This is a genomic window from Cronobacter sp. HA18003 (genome assembly GCF_011605905.1).
Classification (GTDB): Bacteria; Pseudomonadota; Gammaproteobacteria; order Enterobacterales; family Enterobacteriaceae; genus Cronobacter; species Cronobacter sakazakii.
Genome location: NZ_JAANQO010000024.1, coordinates 194,439 through 214,491, shown reverse-complemented (window position 1 = coordinate 214,491; position 20,053 = coordinate 194,439). Strand labels below are relative to the sequence as shown.

Sequence of the window (20,053 nt, the reverse complement as noted above, 5' to 3'; positions counted from 1 at the left end):
TGATAAGTGAATAAACAGAGCGACGGCTTATTTCAGCGTCGCCTCGAATTCATTCAGCGCGCCATAATCATTCACAAAGACGCCTGCGAGTTTATTTCCCGGACTGCCAGGCAGTTTTATTGTCATGGTCGATTTCGGCGCAATCATGTCGGCATCGAGGGTTTTCCCGTTCACTGTCAGATTGACCAGGGAAATAAAATAGGGCGTGGGGTTTGCCGCTTCGATAGTCTGTCCATTGGCGCGCCAGGTGACATGGTTAACAGCGTCATTGGCATTGCCTTCAAGCCCTGCAGGGCGAAGGAATAATTTAATGCGCGAGCGAAACGCGACCTGTAAATAGTTATCGCTGAGCGTCGCTTTTTTAGCAGGAATTTCCAGCACGTTAAGCCAGTAAACCGATTCGCGATCGGCGGGCAATAATTTACCGGTAAATGTAATACGCAGCGTCTGGCCTTTATCTGGCTCAACCCGGTTAATCGGTGGGGTTAAAATAAACGGCACCTGTATGGTTTCCGGCGCGGCGTCGGCATTGCCGTTATCGATCCAGCTTTGAATCAATACGGGCGAGGTGCCTTTATTATCGAGTTTTACGCTAACCTCTGGCGCATCGCTCGGATAAATCACGCGGGTACCGGTAATAACGATACTGGCGATGGCCGCCGGGCAGGCGAACCCCATCACCAGTATGAAGAATGCGCTTTTCCAGGAAAGGGTATTCGCCATGTGATTCACTCCCTTGAAGAAATACAGGAGGGATGCCCCTCCTGTCGCATTTTTACTTATACATCAGTGAATAAACGACGCTGCTGTTAACCTTACCGGCCGTGGTGGCGTCTTCTGCGTAATATTCCACTGCGTAAGGCAGCGTGGCGGTGCCTTCGGTGGCGTCATACGTGACAAAGGTGGTTTTGGTGGACTGGCTGGCGTCGCCCGCTTTAATCACGTCGTAGGAAGTGCTGGAGCCGTCGCGCAGCTGGAGGCTGACTTTGCTGGCACCTCCACCGGTGGTGCTGTCAATGGTGTTTTTCAGACGGCCCGTGACCGGATCGACAGACGCACCTGCTTCAAAGTAGGCCGCCACGGTTTTCAGCGTGCCCGCACAGTTAGTCAGATCCATCACAAAATTGGTGCGGCCCGCCGTTTTACCGGCCGCATCAAGCTGATTAATCCCCATGGTTGGCAGTGTAATGGTCGCATCAGAACCCTGGCCGTCAACATTTACGTCGCATGAAGTTGCGGTCAGCTCTCCTTCAAAGGTAATTGTGCCGGTGGAAGCAGCCTGCGCGGTCACGGCAAATCCCATTGCCGCAGCTAAAGAAAGGCCAAGTGCTAACTTTTTCATATATCATCCTAATTACATTAAAAGTTAAGCTATTTATCAAAATAGCCGGACTATATTCACAGCCTGTGAATATAATTTTCGCCCCGAATGCGCCCTGCGTATCAGGACAAAGCTGGTGATCATCTGCTATAAAATTCCGCCCTGGACGGTTAATGGATTCGTTATCATTAGAGCGTCAGGGCAATGCTAATAAGCAACGTTATTAACCGCGTTACGATGATGGTGGCATTATAAAAAGCCCACTTCCAACAACAATAGACGAACCTATAACAGGTTCGATGATTAGATACAGTCACGCTAAAAAAGATCTTTAAAAATAACGGCATGAAAAATACCGAGCCAATTTCCTAAATACCAGGAAATCACAACCCTTATTAATCATAAAAAAATAAAACACAGCAGAATTAACACTGAATGCACGGGCAATAACGCGCAAATTTAAAAATATTAACGCACCAGCAAAAGCATATTATTTTTATTCTGAATAGAAGTCAGAACGAGAAATGAGAAAATCCAGGCATAGCGGGTTAATCTTTTCGTTGTTTATCTAACAACAACCCCTAATAACATGCGCACCATAAAAAAGGAGGCCCGTGGCCTCCTTTTTTGCATTACACGCTTAGGGTTACAGCGCCATATCGTGTTGCGGGCTGGACGCCTGCGCCGGTTTGGCTTCCGGTGTGGCGGGCTTCGCATCTTTCATCTGGATAACCGGCGGTTTGGTGAGCTGCAGCGTCGCTGCCGTCTCGTCCCATACCTGCTGGGTCAGCGCCACGTTGCCGTTCAGCTTCTGACCATAGCTCGGCACGATCTCACGCAGTTTGCTCTGCCAGGCTTCAGATTTGAACTGCTCCGGGAAGAGCTGCTTGATAACGTTAATAGAGATAGGGGCCGCGGTGGACGCCCCCGGAGACGCGCCAAGCAGCGCCGCCAGGGTTTTCTGCTGGTCGGTGACGATTTCGGTGCCCAGCTTCAGCACGCCGCCTTTCTCAGGATCCTTCTTGATGATCTGGACACGCTGACCCGCCTGGATAAGCTTCCAGTCCTCTTTACGCGCCGTCGGGTAGTACTCTTTCAGCGCTTCAAAGCGGTCTTCATCGCTCAGCATGACCTGACCAATCAGGTATTTCACCAGATCGAAATTATCGAGGCCCACATCGGTCATCGGCATAAAGTTGCTGGTGGTGGTGGTGCTCAGCAGATCGAAGAACGAACCGTTTTTCAGGAATTTGGTGGAGAACGTCGCGAACGGGCCGAACAGCACCACGCGCTTGCCGTCCAGGAAGCGGGCGTCGAGGTGCGGCACGGACATCGGCGGCGCGCCAACGGACGCCTGGCCATAGACTTTCTCGCCGTGCTGACGGGCGATTTCCGGGTTCTCAGATACCAGGAACGAGCCGCCAACCGGGAAGCCTGCGTAGTTATCCGCTTCAGGAATACCGGTTTTTTGCAGCAGCTTCAGCGCGCCGCCGCCTGCGCCGATGAACACATATTTCGCGTCCACGGCGTGCTCTTTCCCGCTCTTCACGTCGGTGATCGTGACGTGCCAGGAGTTATCGGCGTTGCGTTTGAAATCAGTAACTTCAGAGGAAGTTTCCAGTTTGAAGTTGCTGGTTTTTTTCAGGCTGCCCACCAGCTGACGGGTGATTTCGCCGTAGTTGACGTCGGTGCCGACCGGCGTCCAGGTCGCAGCGACTTTCTGCTTCGGATCGCGGCCTTCAATAATCAGCGGTGCCCATTTTTTGATTTGCTGCTGATCGGTAGAGAACTGCATTCCCTGGAACAGCGTGGTCTGCTGCAACGCCTGGTAACGTTTGGTCAGGTACTCCACATTTTTATCGCCCCAGACAAAGCTCATGTGCGGCGTGGAGTTAATAAAGGAATGCGGATCATTAAGCACACCGCGCTTCACCTGAGAAGACCAGAACTGACGAGAAATCATAAACGCTTCATTGATTTCCAGCGCTTTGGTCACGTCAATCGAACCGTCTTCACGCTCCGGCGTATAGTTCAGCTCCATGTTCGCGGAGTGGCCGGTGCCTGCGTTATTCCAGCCGTTGGAAGATTCAAGCGCCACGCCGTCCAGTTTTTCCACCATCAGCTGTTTCCAGTCTGGCTGGATCTCCTGAAGGACCGTACCGAGCGACGCGCTCATGATGCCGCCGCCAATCAGCAGGACATCGGTTTTTTCCGTGGTGTTTTCCGCATAAGCGGCTGAACTGACAAGTAAAGCAATAAGCGAGAAAGCCGGTGCGTGCTTTCTGCTGAGCGTTATTTTAGACATCACAATCAACTATCATTGAAAATTTAGCTGATTATTTTAACGCATCAATTAAACTTTTAAAATTATTAAAACAAAAAATTAACAACCGCAAAAAGCGTGCGGTTATATCAGACGTTTCGCAGAAAAATACACAAATAGCGACGAATCATTTCGTTAAAATAAACAACCGGTTCCGGTGATAAACGGAACCGAGATGTTGACGATTCGCACTGACAAAATAAGTCGTTATGCCACGACAGACATGACGGTTATGCGCGACGACGCGGGCTGGCGTCAGGCGTTAATGACTTTGCCAATCGCGTTAACGGCTTCGAGAATATTTTTAGCGTAGCCTTCAATCTCTTTGGTCAGCATCAGCGCCTCGCGCGAAATAGCCGTCGTGGACGCCACCTCTTTACCGCTGCGGCAGATAGAATCCAGCGCGCTTTTCGTCAGGTTATCGTTTTTCTCGGTGATGCGCGTTATTTTCCCGGTCGCGTCATCGATACGGTCAGCCAGTGATTTCACTTCGGTTGCGACCACAGAAAAACCTTTACCAGAATCGCCCGCGCGCGCCGCTTCCACCGAGGCGTTGAGTGACAGCAATTTGGTCTGCGTCGCTATCTGCGCAATCACCGATGACAGGTCCATAATGCTTTCCGAGTCGTTTTTCAGGTTGGTGACGATGCCGATAACCTGCTCCATATTGCTTTGGATATTCTCCATTGCCGTGACGCAGTCATCTAAGGTCTTTCTGATCTCAACCGTTTTGGTCAGCGTCTCGCGGGAGACCGCTTCCGCTCTTTCCGTCGCCTGACGCTCATCGCGGCTTTTCTGTACTTCCGCCGTCACGTCATAGGCGAATTTCACCACGCGATAAAGGCGGCCTTTATCGTCAAAAACGGGGCTGTAACTGGCGCGCAGCCAGAGTTCATGACGATGTTTAGTGACGCGGCGAAAATCCCCGGAGGCGAATTCCCCGTGGTTCAGTTTGCGCCAGAAATCGGCATACTCTGCGCTCATCGCGTAGTCACGCTCGCAGAAGATACGGTGATGCTTGCCGATAATTTCGTTCAGCGTGTATCCGGAAGCCTTACAGAAGTTCTCGTTCGCCGAGACAATATGTCCGTCCGGCGTAAATTCAATGATTGCCATAGAGCGGTGCGCCGCCTTGAGGATGGCGTCTTTGTTCAGCGCGTCATGGATCCTTCCTGAGATATCACGCGCCAGTTTAAGAACATACTCTACGTTGTTATTTTTACCGAGGACCGGAATATAATTCGCCTCCAGCCACATTTCGCTGCCATCTTTTTTATAGCGCTGGAATTTATCGCTGAAGGTTTCGCCGCGCCCAAGCCGTTGCCAGAACTGCTTATATTCAAGGCTGGCGGCATATTCCGGCGCGCAGAACATACGATGATGCTTACCCACCAGTTCATTAAGCGAATATCCCATAGCCGCCTGGAAAGCTGGATTCGCTTCCACAATCGTGCCGTCGGGGCGGAAAAGAATAACCGCCATATGCGCTTTTATCGCTGAGAACGCCGCGTCGTTTTTTAAAATATTCGTTATCTTGCTAATCATTATTGCTGTCCAGGAAGGTTTCTTACACAGCATATCGGCAATAATGAATAAGGCATAACGTGTATTTTTATATCGCTACGATAGCTACCAGCCCTGGTATTTTTAATAATAAAAAACCAGCAATAATAATATGCAGGCTAAGCGTCATAAATAGCAGTGACGGGTTTAAAACGCCTGCCCGCAAAGGTAAAAAGCACGGTGATTTAGCTTAAGAAAAAATAACCTGTACAATGCATATTTCTCTTGTACAGGTTTATAAAAACCCTGAAATATATATTTTGTAACACTCTGGTTAGCGCCAGACAAAAAAGGAGGCTCGCGCCTCCTTGTCATCCTCGCAATAGCATTACGCTGTTTTCAGTTCCAGCGCCGGACGCACGCCCAGCGTGTGACAGATGGCGTAGCTCATTTCCGCGCGGTTAAGGGTATAGAAGTGGAAATCTTTCACGCCTTCGCGGCTTAAAATCTTCACCATGTCCATCGCGATGTTAGCGCCAACCAGTTTGCGGGTTTCGGCGTCGTCATCAAGCCCGGCAAACATCTGCGACATCCAGGACGGAATGCGCACGTTGGTCATGTCGGCAAACTTTTTCGCCTGCTTAAAGTTAGAGACCGGCAGAATGCCAGGGATGATTTCCACATCAATGCCTGTCGCCGCGCAGCGGTCGCGAAAGCGCAGATAGCTTTCGACATCAAAGAAGAACTGTGTGATGGCGCGGTTAGCGCCCGCGTCGATTTTACGGCGCAGATTCAGCAGATCCGCCTGCGCGCTTTTCGCCTCCGGGTGCACTTCCGGGTACGCCGCGACGGAGATATCGAAATCGGCCACCTCTTTTAACAGCGCCACCAGATCGCTGGCGTACATTTCCGGCTTGCCGCTGCCAGCAGGCAGGTCGCCGCGCAGCGCGACGATGTGGCGAATGCCGTTGTTCCAGTAGTCGCGCGCAATGGAGCGCAGCTCATCAGGTGTCGCGTCGATGCAGGTGAGGTGCGGCGCGGCTTCAAGGCCGGTGCGGTCTTTAATGCCTTTGATGATGCTGTGGGTGCGGTCGCGCTCGCCAGAGTTAGCACCGTAGGTGACCGACACAAATTTCGGCTTCAGGCTGCTTAAGCGATCGATAGAGGACCAGAGGGTCTGCTCCATTTCACTGGTGCGCGGCGGGAAAAACTCAAAGGAGACGTTAATCTGTCCCTGCACTTCTGCGAGGCTCTGATTCAGGGCCTCCCGCTGGTTGGCGTGAAAAAAGCTCATACCTTACCTCATCAATCGCTGTGTCGTGGTCGCGTGTGTTGACTTCTATACGTTTAGACGTCCAGATGTAAAAATGACGGAAAAGCCGGATGGCGTCAACAGGTAAATCATCACTTGATGTGAGTATTTTTCAGCGAAGTTGAAAAAGCTTCATGACGGGGAAATGCGCAAAGGTTGTACAGCGGAAGAAAGGCATGGGGGGTTATCTGGCATGGCGGGTGCGCTGCGCTTACCCGCCCTACACAACAAAACGTATGAGTTAGGTAGGGTGGGTAAGCGCAGCGCACCCACCACAATAAAATCAGAGCAACTGCGCCAGACGGTTAAGATCCGACTGAATCGCCCCGGCGGTCACGTCGCGCCCGGCACCGGGCCCGCGGATAACTAACGGGTTATCGCGATACCAGCGGCTTTCAATGGCGAACACGTTATCGCACGGCAGCAATGACGCCAGCGGATGCTCTGGACGCACCGCCTCGACGCCGACGCGCGCCTTGCCGTTGGCGTCAAAGCGCGCCACATAACGCAGCACCAGGCCCAGCTCGCGCGCCGCCTCAAGACGCTGCACCATCTGCTCGTTCAGCGCGTCGCCATATTCAAAGAAATGATCCACCGAGCCCTCTTCACACCCGGCAGGCACCAGCGACTCCACGCGCACCTGATCGGGCTCGATATCGTAGCCCGCCTCACGCGCCAGGATAACTAACTTGCGCATCACATCCTTACCGGAGAGATCCACGCGAGGGTCTGGCTCCGTCAGCCCCTGCTGCCACGCCTGGTCCACCAGCTCGGTAAACGGCACTGTCCCGTCGAACTGCAAAAACAGCCACGACAGCGTGCCGGAGAAAATCCCGCTGATGGAGAGAATCGAATCGCCGCTGTCGCGCAGATCGCGCACCGTGTGGTTGACCGGCAGCCCGGCGCCAACGGTCGCGTTATAGAGCCAGTGACGGCCCGTTTTCGCAAACGCGTCGCGGATCTGGCGGTAGTTCTGGCTGTTACTCGCGCCCGCCAGTTTATTGGCGCTGATGACGTGGAAACCGTAGCTGGCGAAATCGAGATACTGGTCCGCCAGATCCTGGCTTGCGGTTACGTCCAGCACCACTAAATCGTCATACGGGTGCGCGCGCATCCACAGGAACAATGACTCTTCATCCTGCTCCACCGCTTCATCATTAAAGAACGCCAGCGCGCGGCTCGCATCGAGACCGTCGTAATTGAGCAGGCTGCGGCGGCTGTCCACCACGCCCGCCAGCACAAACTCAAGGCCGGTGCGGGCAGAGAGCGTCTCCTGCTCGCGCGCGAACAGCTCCAGCCAGCGCGAGCCGATATTCCCTTTACCGAACAGCATCAGCCCGATACGTTTTTCCGCGCGGAACAGCGACTGGTGCAGCCCCTGGATCAGGCTCTCCGTCGGGCCGGTACGCAGCACCGCCACCAGGCTAATGGCCTCTTCCGACTGCCAGATAAACTCTACCGGCTGATCTTTGAGTTGCTGCCAGAAACGATGGCTGTGCAGCGGGTTGCGACACACGCCCGCCCCTACCAGCGCCACGAGCGCCAGCCCTTCACGCAGGCGCAGCTCGCCCGGCAGCGCGGCGTCTTCCAGCAGTTTGAGCGCGCTGCCAACCACTTCTGAGGTATAGCAGAGTTGCAGCAGGCGGCGGTCGGGATGCACGCCGACCGACAGCGGACGAAGCTGGGCGCGTCTTAAGAGCGCATCAACGTCTTTATGCGCCAGTTTGAAATCCTGGTGCGACGGCACTTCAAATTCGATAAGGCAGACGTCGTCATGGCTGGTGACGATACGTGCGCCGGTGCCGGAAGCCAGCACGCGCTCAATGCGCGTGGAGCCTTGCTCCGGGCTGTAGCTGCAACGCAGCTGTAAATCGATATCGCTGCCGGAAACCGGCTGCAACGTGCGAGCGTGCAGCACAGGCGCGGCCAGACGCGCCAGCTCGCTCGCTTCGTCAAGGCGCAGCAGCGGAAGCAGGCAGGCATCTTTGACTTTGCGCGGGTCGGCGCTGTAAACGCCCGCCACGTCGCTCCAGATGGTGACGCGTGAGACGCCCGCCAGCGCGCCGATTTGCGTTGCTGAATAGTCTGAGCCGTTACGGCCGAGCAGCACGGTTTCGCCCGCGTCGTTGCGGCAGATAAACCCGGTGACGACTAAACGTTTATTCGGGTGCTGAACCAGCAACTGCTGCAACAGCGGGAAAGAAAGGCCTTCGTTTACCTGCGGCTGCGCGGCGCGCTCCGCACGCAGAAAATCACGCGCGTCGAGCCAGGCGGCGTCAATGCCCTGCTGATTGAGTACGGCGGCCATCAGGCGCGCGGACCAGATTTCGCCGTGGCCGACCACTTCGGCGTAAACCGCGTCGGTGATAGTGCCGTCCAGCAGCGCGGCCAGGCGCTCAAGATCGTGAATAAATTCGCTGATAAGCCCGTCGGCAACCGCCGCAGGCAGCAGCCCGGCGATAAGCTCGCTCTGATAACGGCGCAGCGCCTGTTGCACCTGATGCGCGGAGAGACGATCGCTCTGGCTTAATTTCAGCCAGCTGATCAACTGGTTGGTCGTGCTGCCCGCCGCGGACACCACCATCATATCCCCGGCACGGGAATAGTCGGCCATGATACCCGCAACGCGCAGGTAACATTTCACGTCGGCGAGACTGCTGCCGCCAAATTTGTGCAGCTGACGACCGTTCGTCCCTGCAGGCGCTGTAACACTCATGCTTACCCCTTAGCCCGCCGCCTGGAATGCTTTTTCCAGGTCGGCAATTAAATCTTCGCTATCTTCAATACCGGTCGAAATACGCAGCAGCGTCTCGGAAATCCCCGCCGCGGCGCGCGCTTCCGGCGCCATGCCCGCGTGGGTCATCGTCGCGGCGTGGGAAATCAGGCTCTCCACGCCGCCTAACGATTCTGCCAGCGTGAACAGCTCCAGCGCGCCGAGGAAACGGCGCAGCGTCTGTTCGTCACCATCCAGTTCAAAACTCAGCATCGCGCCGAAGCCCTTTTGCTGACGTACGGCTATCTCATGCCCCGCATTCTCCGGCAGCGACGGATGATACAACTTTTTCACCCGCGGCTGCTGCTTAAGGAAATCGACAATCGCGCTGGCGTTACGCTGCGCTACTTCCATACGCGGGCTCAATGTACGCAGGCCACGCAGCAGCAGGTAGCTGTCGAACGCGCCGCCGGTTACACCAATGTTATTGGCCCACCAGGCAAGCTCGGTAACGGTGTCCGGATCTTTCGCAATCACCACGCCTGCCACCACATCGGAGTGCCCGTTGAGGTATTTGGTGCAGGAGTGCAGAACCAGATCGGCCCCCAGCGCCAGCGGATTCTGCAACGCCGGACTCAGGAACGTATTATCCACCACACTTATGGCTCCGGCCGCGCGCGAAAGTTCGCAAATTTTCGCAATATCCACCACACGCAACAAGGGATTGCTCGGGCTTTCCACCAGCACCAGTTTCGGCTGCTCGGCAAGCGCCGCTTTCAGCGCCGCCTCATCACCCTGATCGACAAATTTGACGCGATAACAGCCGCGCTTCGCGAGACTGTCAAAAAGGCGATAGCTGCCGCCGTAGCAGTCGTGCGGGGCCACCAGCAGATCGCCAGGCTTCAGGAAAACGGTCGTCACCAGATGGATCGCCGACATGCCGGTGTTAGTCAGCACGGCACCCGCGCCGCCTTCCAGCTCCGCCAGCGCGCGCTGAACCACATCGCGCGTCGGGTTGCCGCGACGGGAGTAGTCATGCGCGCGCGGCTCATTAAAACCGGTGAAGTTGTAGGTGCTGGAGAGGTGAATCGGCGGAACGACGCAGCCGTACTGCTCGTCGTCATTGAGCCCGCTGCGCACTGCGATGGTGGCCTGTTTACGCGTCATGAGGAGTCGTTTCCTGGCATTATCGGAGAAAAGTGAGGGACAGAGTAAACATTGCCAATATAGACGTCAATACATCTGGACATCTAAACTTCTTTGCGTATAGATTGAGCAAAACAGGATTAGCCGTTAAAATTATGTGTTTTATAGGGTAGTGATGCAGCATCGGTACGGAAGTCACGGTATTATTCTACGCTGCTGAACAACAGACTATCGGGTTAAGACCGTGAGACCTATCCGGTTTTAATCTTTTTCTAATGACTGAGAGGATTAAAGGTATCTCATGGCTGAATGGAACGGCGAATATATCAGCCCCTACGCTGAGCACGGCAAGAAGAGTGAACAGGTCAAAAAAATTACGGTTTCCATTCCTCTGAAGGTGTTAAAAATCCTCACCGATGAACGCACCCGTCGTCAGGTGAATAACCTGCGCCATGCCACTAACAGCGAGCTGCTGTGCGAGGCTTTCCTTCACGCCTTTACCGGCCAGCCCTTGCCGGACGACGATGACCTGCGCAAAGAGCGCAGCGATGAGATCCCCGAAGAGGCCAAGGTAATCATGCGTGAAATGGGTATCGACCCGGATACCTGGGAATACTGATTCGCATCAACGACAAAGGCGCCCACAGGCGCCTTTGTTTTATGCTCGGGAGCAACAAAAAAGGCGCCGTCTGGCGCCTTTTTTCGGGAAACTTATTTGCTGCCCGGGATGCTGAAGCGTTTGTTGAAACGCTCAACACGACCACCGGTATCAACAACACGCTGTTTACCAGTGAAGAACGGGTGGCAGTTGCCGCACACGTCCAGGTTCAGGTCGTGGCCAACGGTGGAGCGAGTTTTGATCACGTTACCGCAAGAGCAGGTAGCGGTGATTTCAACATATTTCGGGTGAATATCTTTTTTCATGGGAAACCTCAGTTAAGGCCGCGTCGCTCTTCCAGCCCTTACGCCAGACACCACGCGATGTTGATAAAGTCGGTTTGATACTTTTAAAGGGCATCAAAGGCGGCGAATCATACAGAAAATAACCGCCTCATGCAAACTGATCCGCAAATTTATGAACACACAGTGTACACTATCACGCTACTTTTATCAGCCCGGATGCCTTCATGCCTGTCGCCCGCGTCGCTCTGCCCGTTCCGCTTGCCCGCACCTTTGACTATCGGCTGCCCGATGCCATGACGGCGGCGGCAGGCTGTCGCGTGCGCGTGCCGTTCGGTCGCCAGCAGCGCGTCGGTGTGGTCGTGGCGGTAGGCGATGAGAGCGAGCTGCCGCTTGATGAGCTGAAAAGCGTGGTGGAGGTGCTGGACAGCGAATCGCTCTACCCGCCGGTGCTCTGGCGCATGCTGCTGTGGGCGGCCGATTATTATCATCACCCGATTGGCGAAGTACTCTTCCACGCGCTGCCGGTGCTGTTGCGCCAGGGCAAACCCGCAAGCCACGCGCCGCTCTGGTACTGGTTCGCCACCGAAGAGGGCCAGGCGGTCGATCTCAACAGCCTGAAGCGTTCGCCAAAGCAGCAGCAGGCGCTGGCGGCGCTGCGCCAGGGCAGACTCTGGCGGCATGAAGTGGCGCAGATGGCGTTTAATGACGCCGCGCTGCAGGCGCTGCGCGCCAAAGGGCTGTGCGAACTGGGCAGCGAGCTGCCGCCGGTCGCCGACTGGCGCGGTCAGTTTTCGGTATCCGGCGACAGGCTGCGGCTTAACACCGAGCAGGCGACGGCGGTCGGTGCCATTCGCGGCGAAGCCGATAACTTCTGCGCCTGGCTGCTGGCGGGCGTGACCGGCTCCGGCAAAACCGAAGTCTATTTAAGCGTGCTCGAAAACACGCTCGCGCAGGGCAAACAGGCGCTGGTGCTGGTGCCGGAAATCGGCCTGACACCCCAGACCATCGCCCGCTTTCGCGAGCGTTTCAACGCGCCCGTCGAAGTGCTGCACTCGGCGCTCAACGACAGCGAACGGCTGGCGGCCTGGCTGAAAGCCAAAAGCGGCGAGGCGGCGATTGTCATCGGCACGCGCTCGGCGCTGTTCACGCCCTTTAAAAATCTCGGCGTGATTGTTATCGATGAAGAGCACGACAGCTCTTATAAACAGCAGGAAGGCTGGCGCTATCACGCGCGCGATCTGGCAGTCTACCGGGCGCACAGCGAGCAGATCCCGATTATCTTAGGCTCCGCGACGCCCGCTCTCGAAACGCTGCACAACGTGCGCCAGCGTAAATACCGCGTGCTGAAGCTGACGCACCGCGCGGGCAACGCGCGCCCGGCGCAGCAGCACGTGCTGGATCTGAAAGGCCAGCCGTTACAGGCGGGCCTTGCGCCTGCGCTGGTCGCCCGGATGCGCCAGCATTTGCAGGCGGATAATCAGGTCATTCTGTTTCTTAACCGCCGCGGCTTCGCGCCCGCGCTGCTCTGCCACGACTGTGGCTGGATAGCCGAATGCCCCCGCTGCGATCACTACTACACGCTGCATCAGTCACAGCATCAGCTGCGCTGCCACCACTGTGACAGCCAGCGCCCCGTGCCGCGCCAGTGCCCGCAGTGCGGCTCCACGCATCTGGTGCCGGTAGGGCTTGGCACCGAACAGCTGGAGCAGAGCCTGGCGCCGTTGTTCCCCGGCGTGCCGCTGTCGCGTATCGACCGCGACACCACCAGCCGCAAAGGCGCGCTTGAAGAGCAACTGGCGGAAGTTCACCGTGGCGGCGCGCGTATTCTTATCGGCACCCAGATGCTCGCCAAAGGCCATCACTTCCCGGATGTCACGCTGGTGGCGCTGCTGGATGTCGACGGCGCGCTGTTCTGCGCCGATTTCCGCTCGGCGGAGCGTTTCGCCCAGCTCTACACGCAGGTGGCGGGCCGCGCCGGGCGCGCAGGGAAACAGGGCGAAGTGGTTCTCCAGACGCACCACCCGGAACATCCTTTATTGCAGACGCTGCTGCATCAGGGTTATGACGCCTTTGCCGATCAGGCGCTCGCCGAACGCGGCAGCGTCTCGCTTCCGCCCTACAGCAGCCATATTTTGATCCGCGCGGAAGATCACCATAACCAGGACGCTCCCGCGTTTCTCCAGCAACTGCGCAATCTGCTCCAGGCAAGCCCGCTTGCGGATCAGAAACTCTGGCTGCTCGGCCCGGTGCCTGCGCTGCAGCCCAAACGCGGCGGACGCTATCGCTGGCAGTTGCTGCTGCAACACCCGTCGCGTTTGCAGCTCCAGCGTATTGTCTCCGGCAGCCTGCCGCTGATAGGTACGCTGCCCGCCGCGCGTAAAGTGAAGTGGACGCTCGACGTCGACCCGACCGAAGGCTGAACCGCGCCCCGCTTCTGCGAAACGGATCGTAAAATTTAATATCCGTCACATCTCCGATGTAATTTTTGTAACCGACACGCCTAATATCTGATAAGAATGTGAGGCGTGTCAGATTACAGGACGAGTCTGCGCCCGCGGACCGCTACGAGGAGATGAAGTGAAGTCCAGAAAGCAGGTTGCTGCTGCAACCATGAAAGATGTCGCCGTTCGTGCCAGGGTTTCAACGGCGACGGTATCCCGTGCGTTAATGAATCCCGAGAAAGTCTCACAGGCCACCCGCAACCGTGTGGAGCAGGCCGCCATTGACGTGGGTTATCTGCCCGGTTCGCTCAACCGCAACCTGAAGCGCAACGAATCGCGCACCATTCTGGTGATTGTCCCGGACATCTGCGATCCGTTTTTCAGCGAAATCATTCGCGGCATAGAAGTCACCGCGGCGGACCAGGGCTATCTGGTGCTGATTGGCGACTGCGCGCACCAGAATCAGCAGGAAAAAACCTTCATCGACCTCATCATCACCAAACAGATAGACGGCATGCTGCTGCTGGGCTCGCGCCTGCCGTTTGACGCCAGCAAAGAAGAGCAGCGCAATCTGCCGCCCATGGTCATGGCGAACGAATTCGCGCCGGAACTGGAGCTGCCGACGGTGCATATCGACAACCTCACCGCCGCGTTCAACGCCGTCAATTATCTGCATGAACTGGGGCATCAGCGCATCGCCTGTATCGCCGGGCCGGAAGAGATGCCGCTGTGTCATTACCGTTTGCAGGGCTACGTTCAGGCGCTGCGCCGCAGCGGTATGACGGTCGATCCGCACTATATCGCCCGCGGCGATTTTACCTATGAAGCGGGCGCGAACGCGCTGGAACAGTTGCTAAGCCTGCCGCAACCGCCGACGGCGATTTTCTGCCACAGCGACGTGATGGCGCTCGGCGCGCTGTCGATGGCGAAACGCCGCGGCTTTCGCGTGCCTGACGATCTCTCCATTATTGGCTTTGATAACATTGCGTTAGCCGAGTTTTGCGATCCGCCGCTCACCACCGTGGCGCAGCCGCGTTTTGATATTGGTCGGGAGGCGATGCTGCTGTTGCTCAGCCAGCTCAACGGACACACCGTCAGCAGCGGTTCGCGTCTGCTGGACTGCGAACTGGTGCTACGCGGCACCACGCGCGCGCCTAAGCCGCGAAATTAACCGCCTTTAAGACTCCTTATCTGGTCAAAGGCCCGTCCCTTAAGTAACATGGCGGGCTGTTAACGAATGGATACAGCGAAACGATAGTGGCACAACGAGATTATGTACGCCGCGGACAGCCGACGCCCGCGCGGCGCAAGAAAACTAACACCCGCAAAAAGCAACGTAACCTGCCTGCTGTTTCACCGGCGATGGTCGCTATCGCAGCGGCGGCGCTGGTCGCCTTTATTGGCGGTCTGTACTTTATTACGCATCATAAAAAAGAAGAGTCGGAAACTCTGCCGGGCCATAAAGTCACCGGCAACGGCCTGCCGCCCAAGCCTGAAGAGCGCTGGCGCTATATCAAAGAGCTGGAAAGCCGCCAGCCAGGCGTGCTGAAGCCGACCGAGCCATCCGCGGGTGGCGAAATCATGAATCAGGATCAGCTGACAGACGAACAGCGTCAGTTGCTCGACCAGATGCAGGCGGATATGCGCCGTCAGCCGACGCAGCTTAGCGAAGTGCCGTGGAACGAACAGACCCCGGCGCAGCGCCAGCAGACGCTGCAACGCCAGAAGCAGCTTCAGCAACAGCAGCAGATGCAGCAGTGGAATAACACCGCACAGCAGCCGGTACGCACCGCGCCGCGTGTGGAAACGCCGCGCACGGAAGCCCCGCGCACAGAAACGCGATATCAGCAGCCGCAGACCCGCACCGTGCAGACGCAGCAGCCCGCGCGTGCCACCACGCAGCCTGCTCAACCGCCGCGCCAGCAGCAGACAACCAACGCGCCGTATCAGGATCTGCTCCAGACGCCGCCGCATACCACGCAGCGTGAAACCGCCCAGAGCAAGCCCGCGCAAACCGCGCCGGTAACGCGAGAAACGGAAGCCGCGAAGCCCGCCGAGAAGAAAGACGAGCGCCGCTGGATGGTGCAGTGCGGTTCGTTTAAAGGCACCGAGCAGGCCGAAACCGTGCGCGCGCAGCTGGCGTTTGAAGGATTCGACTCCCGTATTACGTCCAACAATGGCTGGAACCGCGTGGTCATTGGCCCTATCAAAGGTAAAGACAACGCCGACGGCACGCTCAATCGCCTGAAGATGGCGGGTCACTCAAACTGCATTCGTCTCGCCTCCGGGGGTTGAAACCCCCGAAACATCCCCCATCTATAATTGCATTCTGCCCTGCATCACCCGCAGGGCGCTGTCTTCAGCTTATGCAATAAGGGGTTTGCTCGTGACAACAATAGTAAGTGTGCGCCGCAACGGCCAGGTAGTGATCGGTGGCGACGGCCAGGCCACCCTGGGCAACACCGTAATGAAAGGCAACGTGAAAAAAGTCCGCCGTCTGTATAACGATAAAGTTATCGCGGGCTTCGCGGGCGGCACCGCCGACGCCTTTACCCTCTTTGAACTCTTCGAACGTAAACTCGAAATGCACCAGGGCCATCTGGTGAAAGCCGCCGTGGAACTGGCGAAAGACTGGCGTACCGACCGTATGCTGCGCCGCCTCGAAGCGCTGCTGGCGGTGGCCGACGAAAACGCCTCGCTGATTATTACCGGCAACGGCGACGTCGTGCAGCCGGAAAACGATCTGATCGCCATTGGCTCCGGCGGGCCTTACGCGCAGGCTGCGGCACGCGCGCTGCTGGAAAACACCGAGCTTGGCGCTCGTGATATCGTCGAGAAGTCGCTGGGGATTGCAGGCGATATCTGCATCTACACCAACCACTTCCTCACTATCGAAGAATTGAACTCCAAAGCGTAAGGACCTCACATGTCTGAAATGACCCCACGCGAGATTGTCAGCGAACTCGACAAACACATTATCGGCCAGGACGCGGCGAAGCGTTCTGTCGCTATCGCGCTGCGTAACCGCTGGCGCCGTATGCAGCTTAACGAAGAGCTGCGTCATGAAGTGACCCCGAAAAACATCCTGATGATTGGCCCGACCGGCGTCGGTAAAACCGAAATCGCCCGTCGTCTGGCGAAACTCGCCAACGCGCCGTTCATCAAAGTGGAAGCGACGAAATTTACCGAAGTGGGCTATGTCGGTAAAGAAGTGGATTCCATCATCCGCGATCTGACCGATTCCGCCATCAAAATGGTGCGCATGCAGTCGATCGAGAAAAACCGCTACCGCGCCGAAGAGATGGCCGAAGAGCGCATTCTCGACGTGCTTATCCCGCCGGCTAAAAACAACTGGGGCCAGCCGGAGCAGCAGCAGGAGCCGTCCGCCGCGCGTCAGGCGTTCCGTAAAAAACTGCGTGAAGGCGAGCTCGACGACAAAGAGATTGAAATCAATCTCGCCGCAGCGCCGATGGGCGTTGAAATCATGGCGCCTCCGGGCATGGAAGAGATGACCAGCCAGTTGCAGTCTATGTTTCAGAACCTGGGCGGCCAGAAGCAAAAACCGCGCAAGCTGAAAATCAAAGATGCGATGAAACTGCTGGTGGAAGAAGAAGCCGCCAAACTGGTGAACCCGGAGGAGCTGAAAGAGCAGGCTATCGAAGCCGTTGAGCAGCACGGCATCGTGTTTATCGATGAGATCGATAAAATCTGTAAGCGCGGCAATGTCTCCGGCCCGGACGTTTCCCGCGAAGGTGTACAGCGCGACCTGCTGCCGCTGGTGGAAGGCTGCACCGTCTCTACCAAACACGGCATGGTGAAAACCGACCACATCCTGTTTATCGCCTCCGGCGCGTTCCAGGTGGCGAGCCCGTCCGATCTGATCCCGGAACTCCAGGGCCGTCTGCCGATCCGCGTTGAGCTGCAGGCGCTGACCGCGGAAGATTTCGAGCGCATCCTGACCGAGCCGAACGCTTCTGTCACCGTGCAGTACAAAGCGCTGATGGAAACCGAAGGCGTGCATATTGAATTCACCGACGACGGCATCAAGCGCATCGCGCAGGCAGCGTGGCAGGTGAACGAAACCACGGAAAACATCGGCGCGCGCCGTCTGCATACGGTGCTTGAGCGTCTGATGGAAGATATCTCCTATGACGCGAGCGATCTGGGCGGCCAGACGATTACTATCGACGCGGATTATGTGAGCAAACACCTGGATGCGCTGGTCGCAGATGAAGATCTGAGCCGTTTTATCTTATAATCGCGCTCAACGCATTTTCATCACTTTTGGTGAGGGCTTTTGCCCGCCGATGTGAGGTGCGGTAAGGCGGTCAGTCTGTTCCCGGCGTTTGCGCCGGGTTATGCAGACGACGCCAGCCATCCGCAGCTTCGTCAGGCAGGCAAGCCCTCATTTTTATTGGCTCAGATCCGCTTATGAATACATCGACACACGCAGTAAATCGCACTCAGGCCTGGCTTGAAAGCCTGCGGCCACGCACGCTGCCGCTGGCATTTTCCGCCATTCTCGTCGGCAGCGCACTCGCCAGCTGGCAGGGCTATTTCGACCCCGTGATTACGCTGCTGGCGCTGCTGACCGCCGGGCTGCTGCAAATTCTCTCCAACCTGGCCAACGATTATGGCGACGCCGTCAAAGGCAGCGACCAGCCGGACCGCCTCGGCCCGCTGCGCGGCATGCAGAAAGGCGCGATTACCGCACCGCAGATGAAGCGCGCCATTCAGCTCACCGTGGCGCTGATTTGCGTGTCCGGGCTGGCGCTGGTCTATGTCGCCTGCCGCAGCATGGCGGACGTGCTCGGCTTTCTGGCGCTTGGCGCGCTCTCTATCCTCGCCGCCATTACCTACACCGTCGGCACGCGTCCTTACGGTTATATGGGGCTTGGCGATGTCTCGGTGCTGATTTTCTTCGGCTGGCTGAGCGTGCTCGGCAGCTGGTATCTCCAGGCTCACACGCTGATTGCGCCGGTCTGGCTGCCTGCGACCGCCTGCGGACTGCTGGCCGCGGCAGTGCTTAATATCAACAACCTGCGCGATATCGACAGTGACCGCCGCAACGGCAAAAACACGCTGGCGGTGCGCCTCGGGCCCGTCGTCGCCCGCCGTTACCACGTGGGGCTTCTGGCGGGCGCGCTGGTCTGTCTCGCCGTGTTTAATCTGCTGTGGCTGCACAGCCTGTGGGGCTGGCTGTTCCTGCTCGCTAGCCCGCTGCTGGCGCGTCAGGCGCGCTTTGTGCTGCGCGAAACCGAGCCTGCGGCGATGCGCCCAATGCTTGAGCGCACGTTGAAAGCGGCGCTGCTGGTGAATCTGCTGTTTATCATCGGGCTTATCATCAGTCAGCAGCTGCGTTAACTGACCCGCATCAATTAACAATTGATGATTTTGCCAACAGCGCGCGTTAAGCGATATACTGACAGTTCTTGCAGCAACTGAACGTTAAACCTATGAAATACGATACTTCTGAGCTTTGTGACATCTACCAGGAAGAGGTCAACGTTGTGGAGCCTCTGTTCTCCAACTTCGGCGGTCGCTCTTCTTTTGGCGGGCAAATCATCACGGTGAAATGTTTCGAGGACAACGGGTTGCTGTATGAGCTGCTCGAAGAAAATGGCCGCGGACGCGTTTTACTGGTTGATGGCGGCGGTTCGGTACGCCGCGCCCTGATCGATGCGGAACTGGCGCGCCTTGCGGTGCAGAATGAATGGGAAGGGCTTGTCGTCTACGGCGCGGTGCGTCAGGTGGACGATCTGGCGGAGCTGGATGTCGGCATCCAGGCGCTGGCGGCGATCCCGGTGGGTGCTGCGGGCGAAGGCATCGGCGAAAGCGACGTGCGCGTCAATTTCGGCGGCGTGACCTTCTTCTCCGGCGACCATCTTTACGCCGACAATACCGGTATTATTCTTTCTGAAGATCCGCTGGATATCGAGTAACAAAAACGGGCGCCCTGAGCGCCCGTTCTTTTTGGTTCAAAGTGCGGTAATCACACTTCTTCCATTTTTCCCAGCAGCGCCTGCAGGCGCTCCTGCCAGACATGCTGCTGTTCGCGCAACTGGTGGTTTTCGTGCTCCAGCGCTTCGCGGCTGCCCTGGGCGTTCTGAACTTCCTGAGCAAGTTGGTTGTTCTTGTCTTTCAGCTCTTCGATTTCCATCTGCAGCAGGGTGATAGTATCAACAGCCTGCTGTACTTTGGCTTCCAGTTTCTCAAACACTTCAAATGACATCGTCCTACCTCTCCTGAATTGCAAGGCGTTGATGGATAACTATCCTCGTCCCGGTGCCCGGCGACGCCTTAAATTAATCTGTGCGCACAACACTAGTCCCGATTGTATGAAGCCCTTGTGCCCCTGTCCAGCGACAACCCGCACGGATTGCGGTTTGCG

The 20,053-nt window shown here is 56.9% G+C and carries 17 protein-coding genes; 8 read left to right on the top strand and 9 right to left on the bottom strand.

The genetic code is table 11. From position 1 onward, the window contains the following. Positions 1-27: 27 nt before the first annotated feature. The 7 genes from G6041_RS17525 to metB all read right to left on the bottom strand — a co-directional run bounded on the left by G6041_RS17525 (position 28) and on the right by metB (position 10,339). Positions 28-723: a fimbrial biogenesis chaperone gene (locus G6041_RS17525; RefSeq protein ID WP_007892486.1), complete on the bottom strand. Its 696-nt coding sequence runs from the start codon at positions 721-723 to the stop codon at positions 28-30. Between the two features lie 52 nt (positions 724-775). After that, on the bottom strand, positions 776-1,342 hold the full coding sequence (locus G6041_RS17520) for a fimbrial protein (protein WP_012126076.1): 567 nt from the start codon (positions 1,340-1,342) through the stop codon (positions 776-778). A 625-nt stretch (positions 1,343-1,967) separates the two neighbouring features. After that, entirely contained in the window at positions 1,968-3,626 is a 1,659-nt protein-coding gene (gene mqo, locus G6041_RS17515) for a malate dehydrogenase (quinone) (protein ID WP_012126077.1), read from the bottom strand. Positions 3,627-3,899: 273 nt separating this feature from the next. Next, complete coding sequence (locus G6041_RS17510; protein WP_012126078.1) at positions 3,900-5,189, bottom strand: methyl-accepting chemotaxis protein; 1,290 nt, start codon at positions 5,187-5,189, stop codon at positions 3,900-3,902. 346 nt (positions 5,190-5,535) lie between these two features. After that, entirely contained in the window at positions 5,536-6,441 is a 906-nt protein-coding gene (gene metF, locus G6041_RS17505) for a methylenetetrahydrofolate reductase (protein WP_012126080.1), read from the bottom strand. A gap of 301 nt (positions 6,442-6,742) precedes the next feature. Next, positions 6,743-9,175 (bottom strand): bifunctional aspartate kinase/homoserine dehydrogenase II, encoded by a 2,433-nt coding sequence (locus G6041_RS17500; protein WP_012126081.1) that lies wholly within the window; start codon positions 9,173-9,175, stop codon positions 6,743-6,745. A gap of 9 nt (positions 9,176-9,184) precedes the next feature. Next, positions 9,185-10,339 carry a cystathionine gamma-synthase gene (gene metB, locus G6041_RS17495; protein ID WP_012126082.1) on the bottom strand — a complete coding sequence of 385 codons (1,155 nt, stop codon included), beginning with the start codon at positions 10,337-10,339 and terminating at the stop codon, positions 9,185-9,187. A 280-nt stretch (positions 10,340-10,619) separates the two neighbouring features. Here metB and metJ point away from each other — a divergent pair, with 280 nt between their 5' ends. Next, complete coding sequence (gene metJ, locus G6041_RS17490; protein WP_004385727.1) at positions 10,620-10,937, top strand: met regulon transcriptional regulator MetJ; 318 nt, start codon at positions 10,620-10,622, stop codon at positions 10,935-10,937. Positions 10,938-11,029: 92 nt separating this feature from the next. On the opposite strand, the gene rpmE is transcribed toward metJ, so the two are convergent. Continuing rightward, a complete protein-coding gene (gene rpmE / locus G6041_RS17485) occupies positions 11,030-11,242 on the bottom strand; it encodes a 50S ribosomal protein L31 (protein WP_004385728.1) in 213 nt (70 codons plus the stop codon). 203 nt (positions 11,243-11,445) lie between these two features. On the opposite strand from rpmE, the gene priA reads away from it, so the two are divergent. From priA to rraA, 7 genes are all read left to right on the top strand, one after another. Beyond that, on the top strand, positions 11,446-13,641 hold the full coding sequence (gene priA, locus G6041_RS17480) for a primosomal protein N' (protein ID WP_012126083.1): 2,196 nt from the start codon (positions 11,446-11,448) through the stop codon (positions 13,639-13,641). Between the two features lie 157 nt (positions 13,642-13,798). Beyond that, positions 13,799-14,833: a DNA-binding transcriptional regulator CytR gene (cytR, locus tag G6041_RS17475; RefSeq protein WP_007872118.1), complete on the top strand. Its 1,035-nt coding sequence runs from the start codon at positions 13,799-13,801 to the stop codon at positions 14,831-14,833. An 86-nt stretch (positions 14,834-14,919) separates the two neighbouring features. Then, entirely contained in the window at positions 14,920-15,957 is a 1,038-nt protein-coding gene (gene ftsN, locus G6041_RS17470; protein WP_041460632.1) for a cell division protein FtsN, read from the top strand. 91 nt (positions 15,958-16,048) lie between these two features. Next, positions 16,049-16,579: an ATP-dependent protease subunit HslV gene (gene hslV / locus G6041_RS17465; protein WP_004385732.1), complete on the top strand. Its 531-nt coding sequence runs from the start codon at positions 16,049-16,051 to the stop codon at positions 16,577-16,579. Between the two features lie 9 nt (positions 16,580-16,588). Beyond that, entirely contained in the window at positions 16,589-17,920 is a 1,332-nt protein-coding gene (hslU, locus tag G6041_RS17460) for an HslU--HslV peptidase ATPase subunit (RefSeq protein WP_004385733.1), read from the top strand. A gap of 173 nt (positions 17,921-18,093) precedes the next feature. Then, complete coding sequence (gene menA / locus G6041_RS17455) at positions 18,094-19,026, top strand: 1,4-dihydroxy-2-naphthoate polyprenyltransferase (protein WP_012126087.1); 933 nt, start codon at positions 18,094-18,096, stop codon at positions 19,024-19,026. Positions 19,027-19,118: 92 nt separating this feature from the next. Next, complete coding sequence (rraA, locus tag G6041_RS17450) at positions 19,119-19,604, top strand: ribonuclease E activity regulator RraA (RefSeq protein WP_004385735.1); 486 nt, start codon at positions 19,119-19,121, stop codon at positions 19,602-19,604. A gap of 50 nt (positions 19,605-19,654) precedes the next feature. On the opposite strand, the gene zapB is transcribed toward rraA, so the two are convergent. Next, positions 19,655-19,894 carry a septal ring assembly protein ZapB gene (gene zapB / locus G6041_RS17445; RefSeq protein ID WP_007779254.1) on the bottom strand — a complete coding sequence of 80 codons (240 nt, stop codon included), beginning with the start codon at positions 19,892-19,894 and terminating at the stop codon, positions 19,655-19,657. Positions 19,895-20,053 lie beyond the last annotated feature (159 nt).

What these genes read in the sequence shown, in the direction of transcription:
- metB (WP_012126082.1), bottom strand. Translation starts at nt 10,339, where the DNA reads ATGACGCGTAAACAGGCCACCATCGCAGTGCGCAGCGGGCTCAATGAC.
- mqo (WP_012126077.1), bottom strand. Translation starts at nt 3,626, where the DNA reads ATGTCTAAAATAACGCTCAGCAGAAAGCACGCACCGGCTTTCTCGCTT.
- zapB (WP_007779254.1), bottom strand. Translation starts at nt 19,894, where the DNA reads ATGTCATTTGAAGTGTTTGAGAAACTGGAAGCCAAAGTACAGCAGGCT.
- G6041_RS17525 (WP_007892486.1), bottom strand. Translation starts at nt 723, where the DNA reads ATGGCGAATACCCTTTCCTGGAAAAGCGCATTCTTCATACTGGTGATG.
- G6041_RS17500 (WP_012126081.1), bottom strand. Translation starts at nt 9,175, where the DNA reads ATGAGTGTTACAGCGCCTGCAGGGACGAACGGTCGTCAGCTGCACAAA.
- menA (WP_012126087.1), top strand. Translation starts at nt 18,094, where the DNA reads ATGAATACATCGACACACGCAGTAAATCGCACTCAGGCCTGGCTTGAA.
- metJ (WP_004385727.1), top strand. Translation starts at nt 10,620, where the DNA reads ATGGCTGAATGGAACGGCGAATATATCAGCCCCTACGCTGAGCACGGC.
- metF (WP_012126080.1), bottom strand. Translation starts at nt 6,441, where the DNA reads ATGAGCTTTTTTCACGCCAACCAGCGGGAGGCCCTGAATCAGAGCCTC.
- priA (WP_012126083.1), top strand. Translation starts at nt 11,446, where the DNA reads ATGCCTGTCGCCCGCGTCGCTCTGCCCGTTCCGCTTGCCCGCACCTTT.
- G6041_RS17520 (WP_012126076.1), bottom strand. Translation starts at nt 1,342, where the DNA reads ATGAAAAAGTTAGCACTTGGCCTTTCTTTAGCTGCGGCAATGGGATTT.
- rraA (WP_004385735.1), top strand. Translation starts at nt 19,119, where the DNA reads ATGAAATACGATACTTCTGAGCTTTGTGACATCTACCAGGAAGAGGTC.
- G6041_RS17510 (WP_012126078.1), bottom strand. Translation starts at nt 5,189, where the DNA reads ATGATTAGCAAGATAACGAATATTTTAAAAAACGACGCGGCGTTCTCA.
- rpmE (WP_004385728.1), bottom strand. Translation starts at nt 11,242, where the DNA reads ATGAAAAAAGATATTCACCCGAAATATGTTGAAATCACCGCTACCTGC.
- hslU (WP_004385733.1), top strand. Translation starts at nt 16,589, where the DNA reads ATGTCTGAAATGACCCCACGCGAGATTGTCAGCGAACTCGACAAACAC.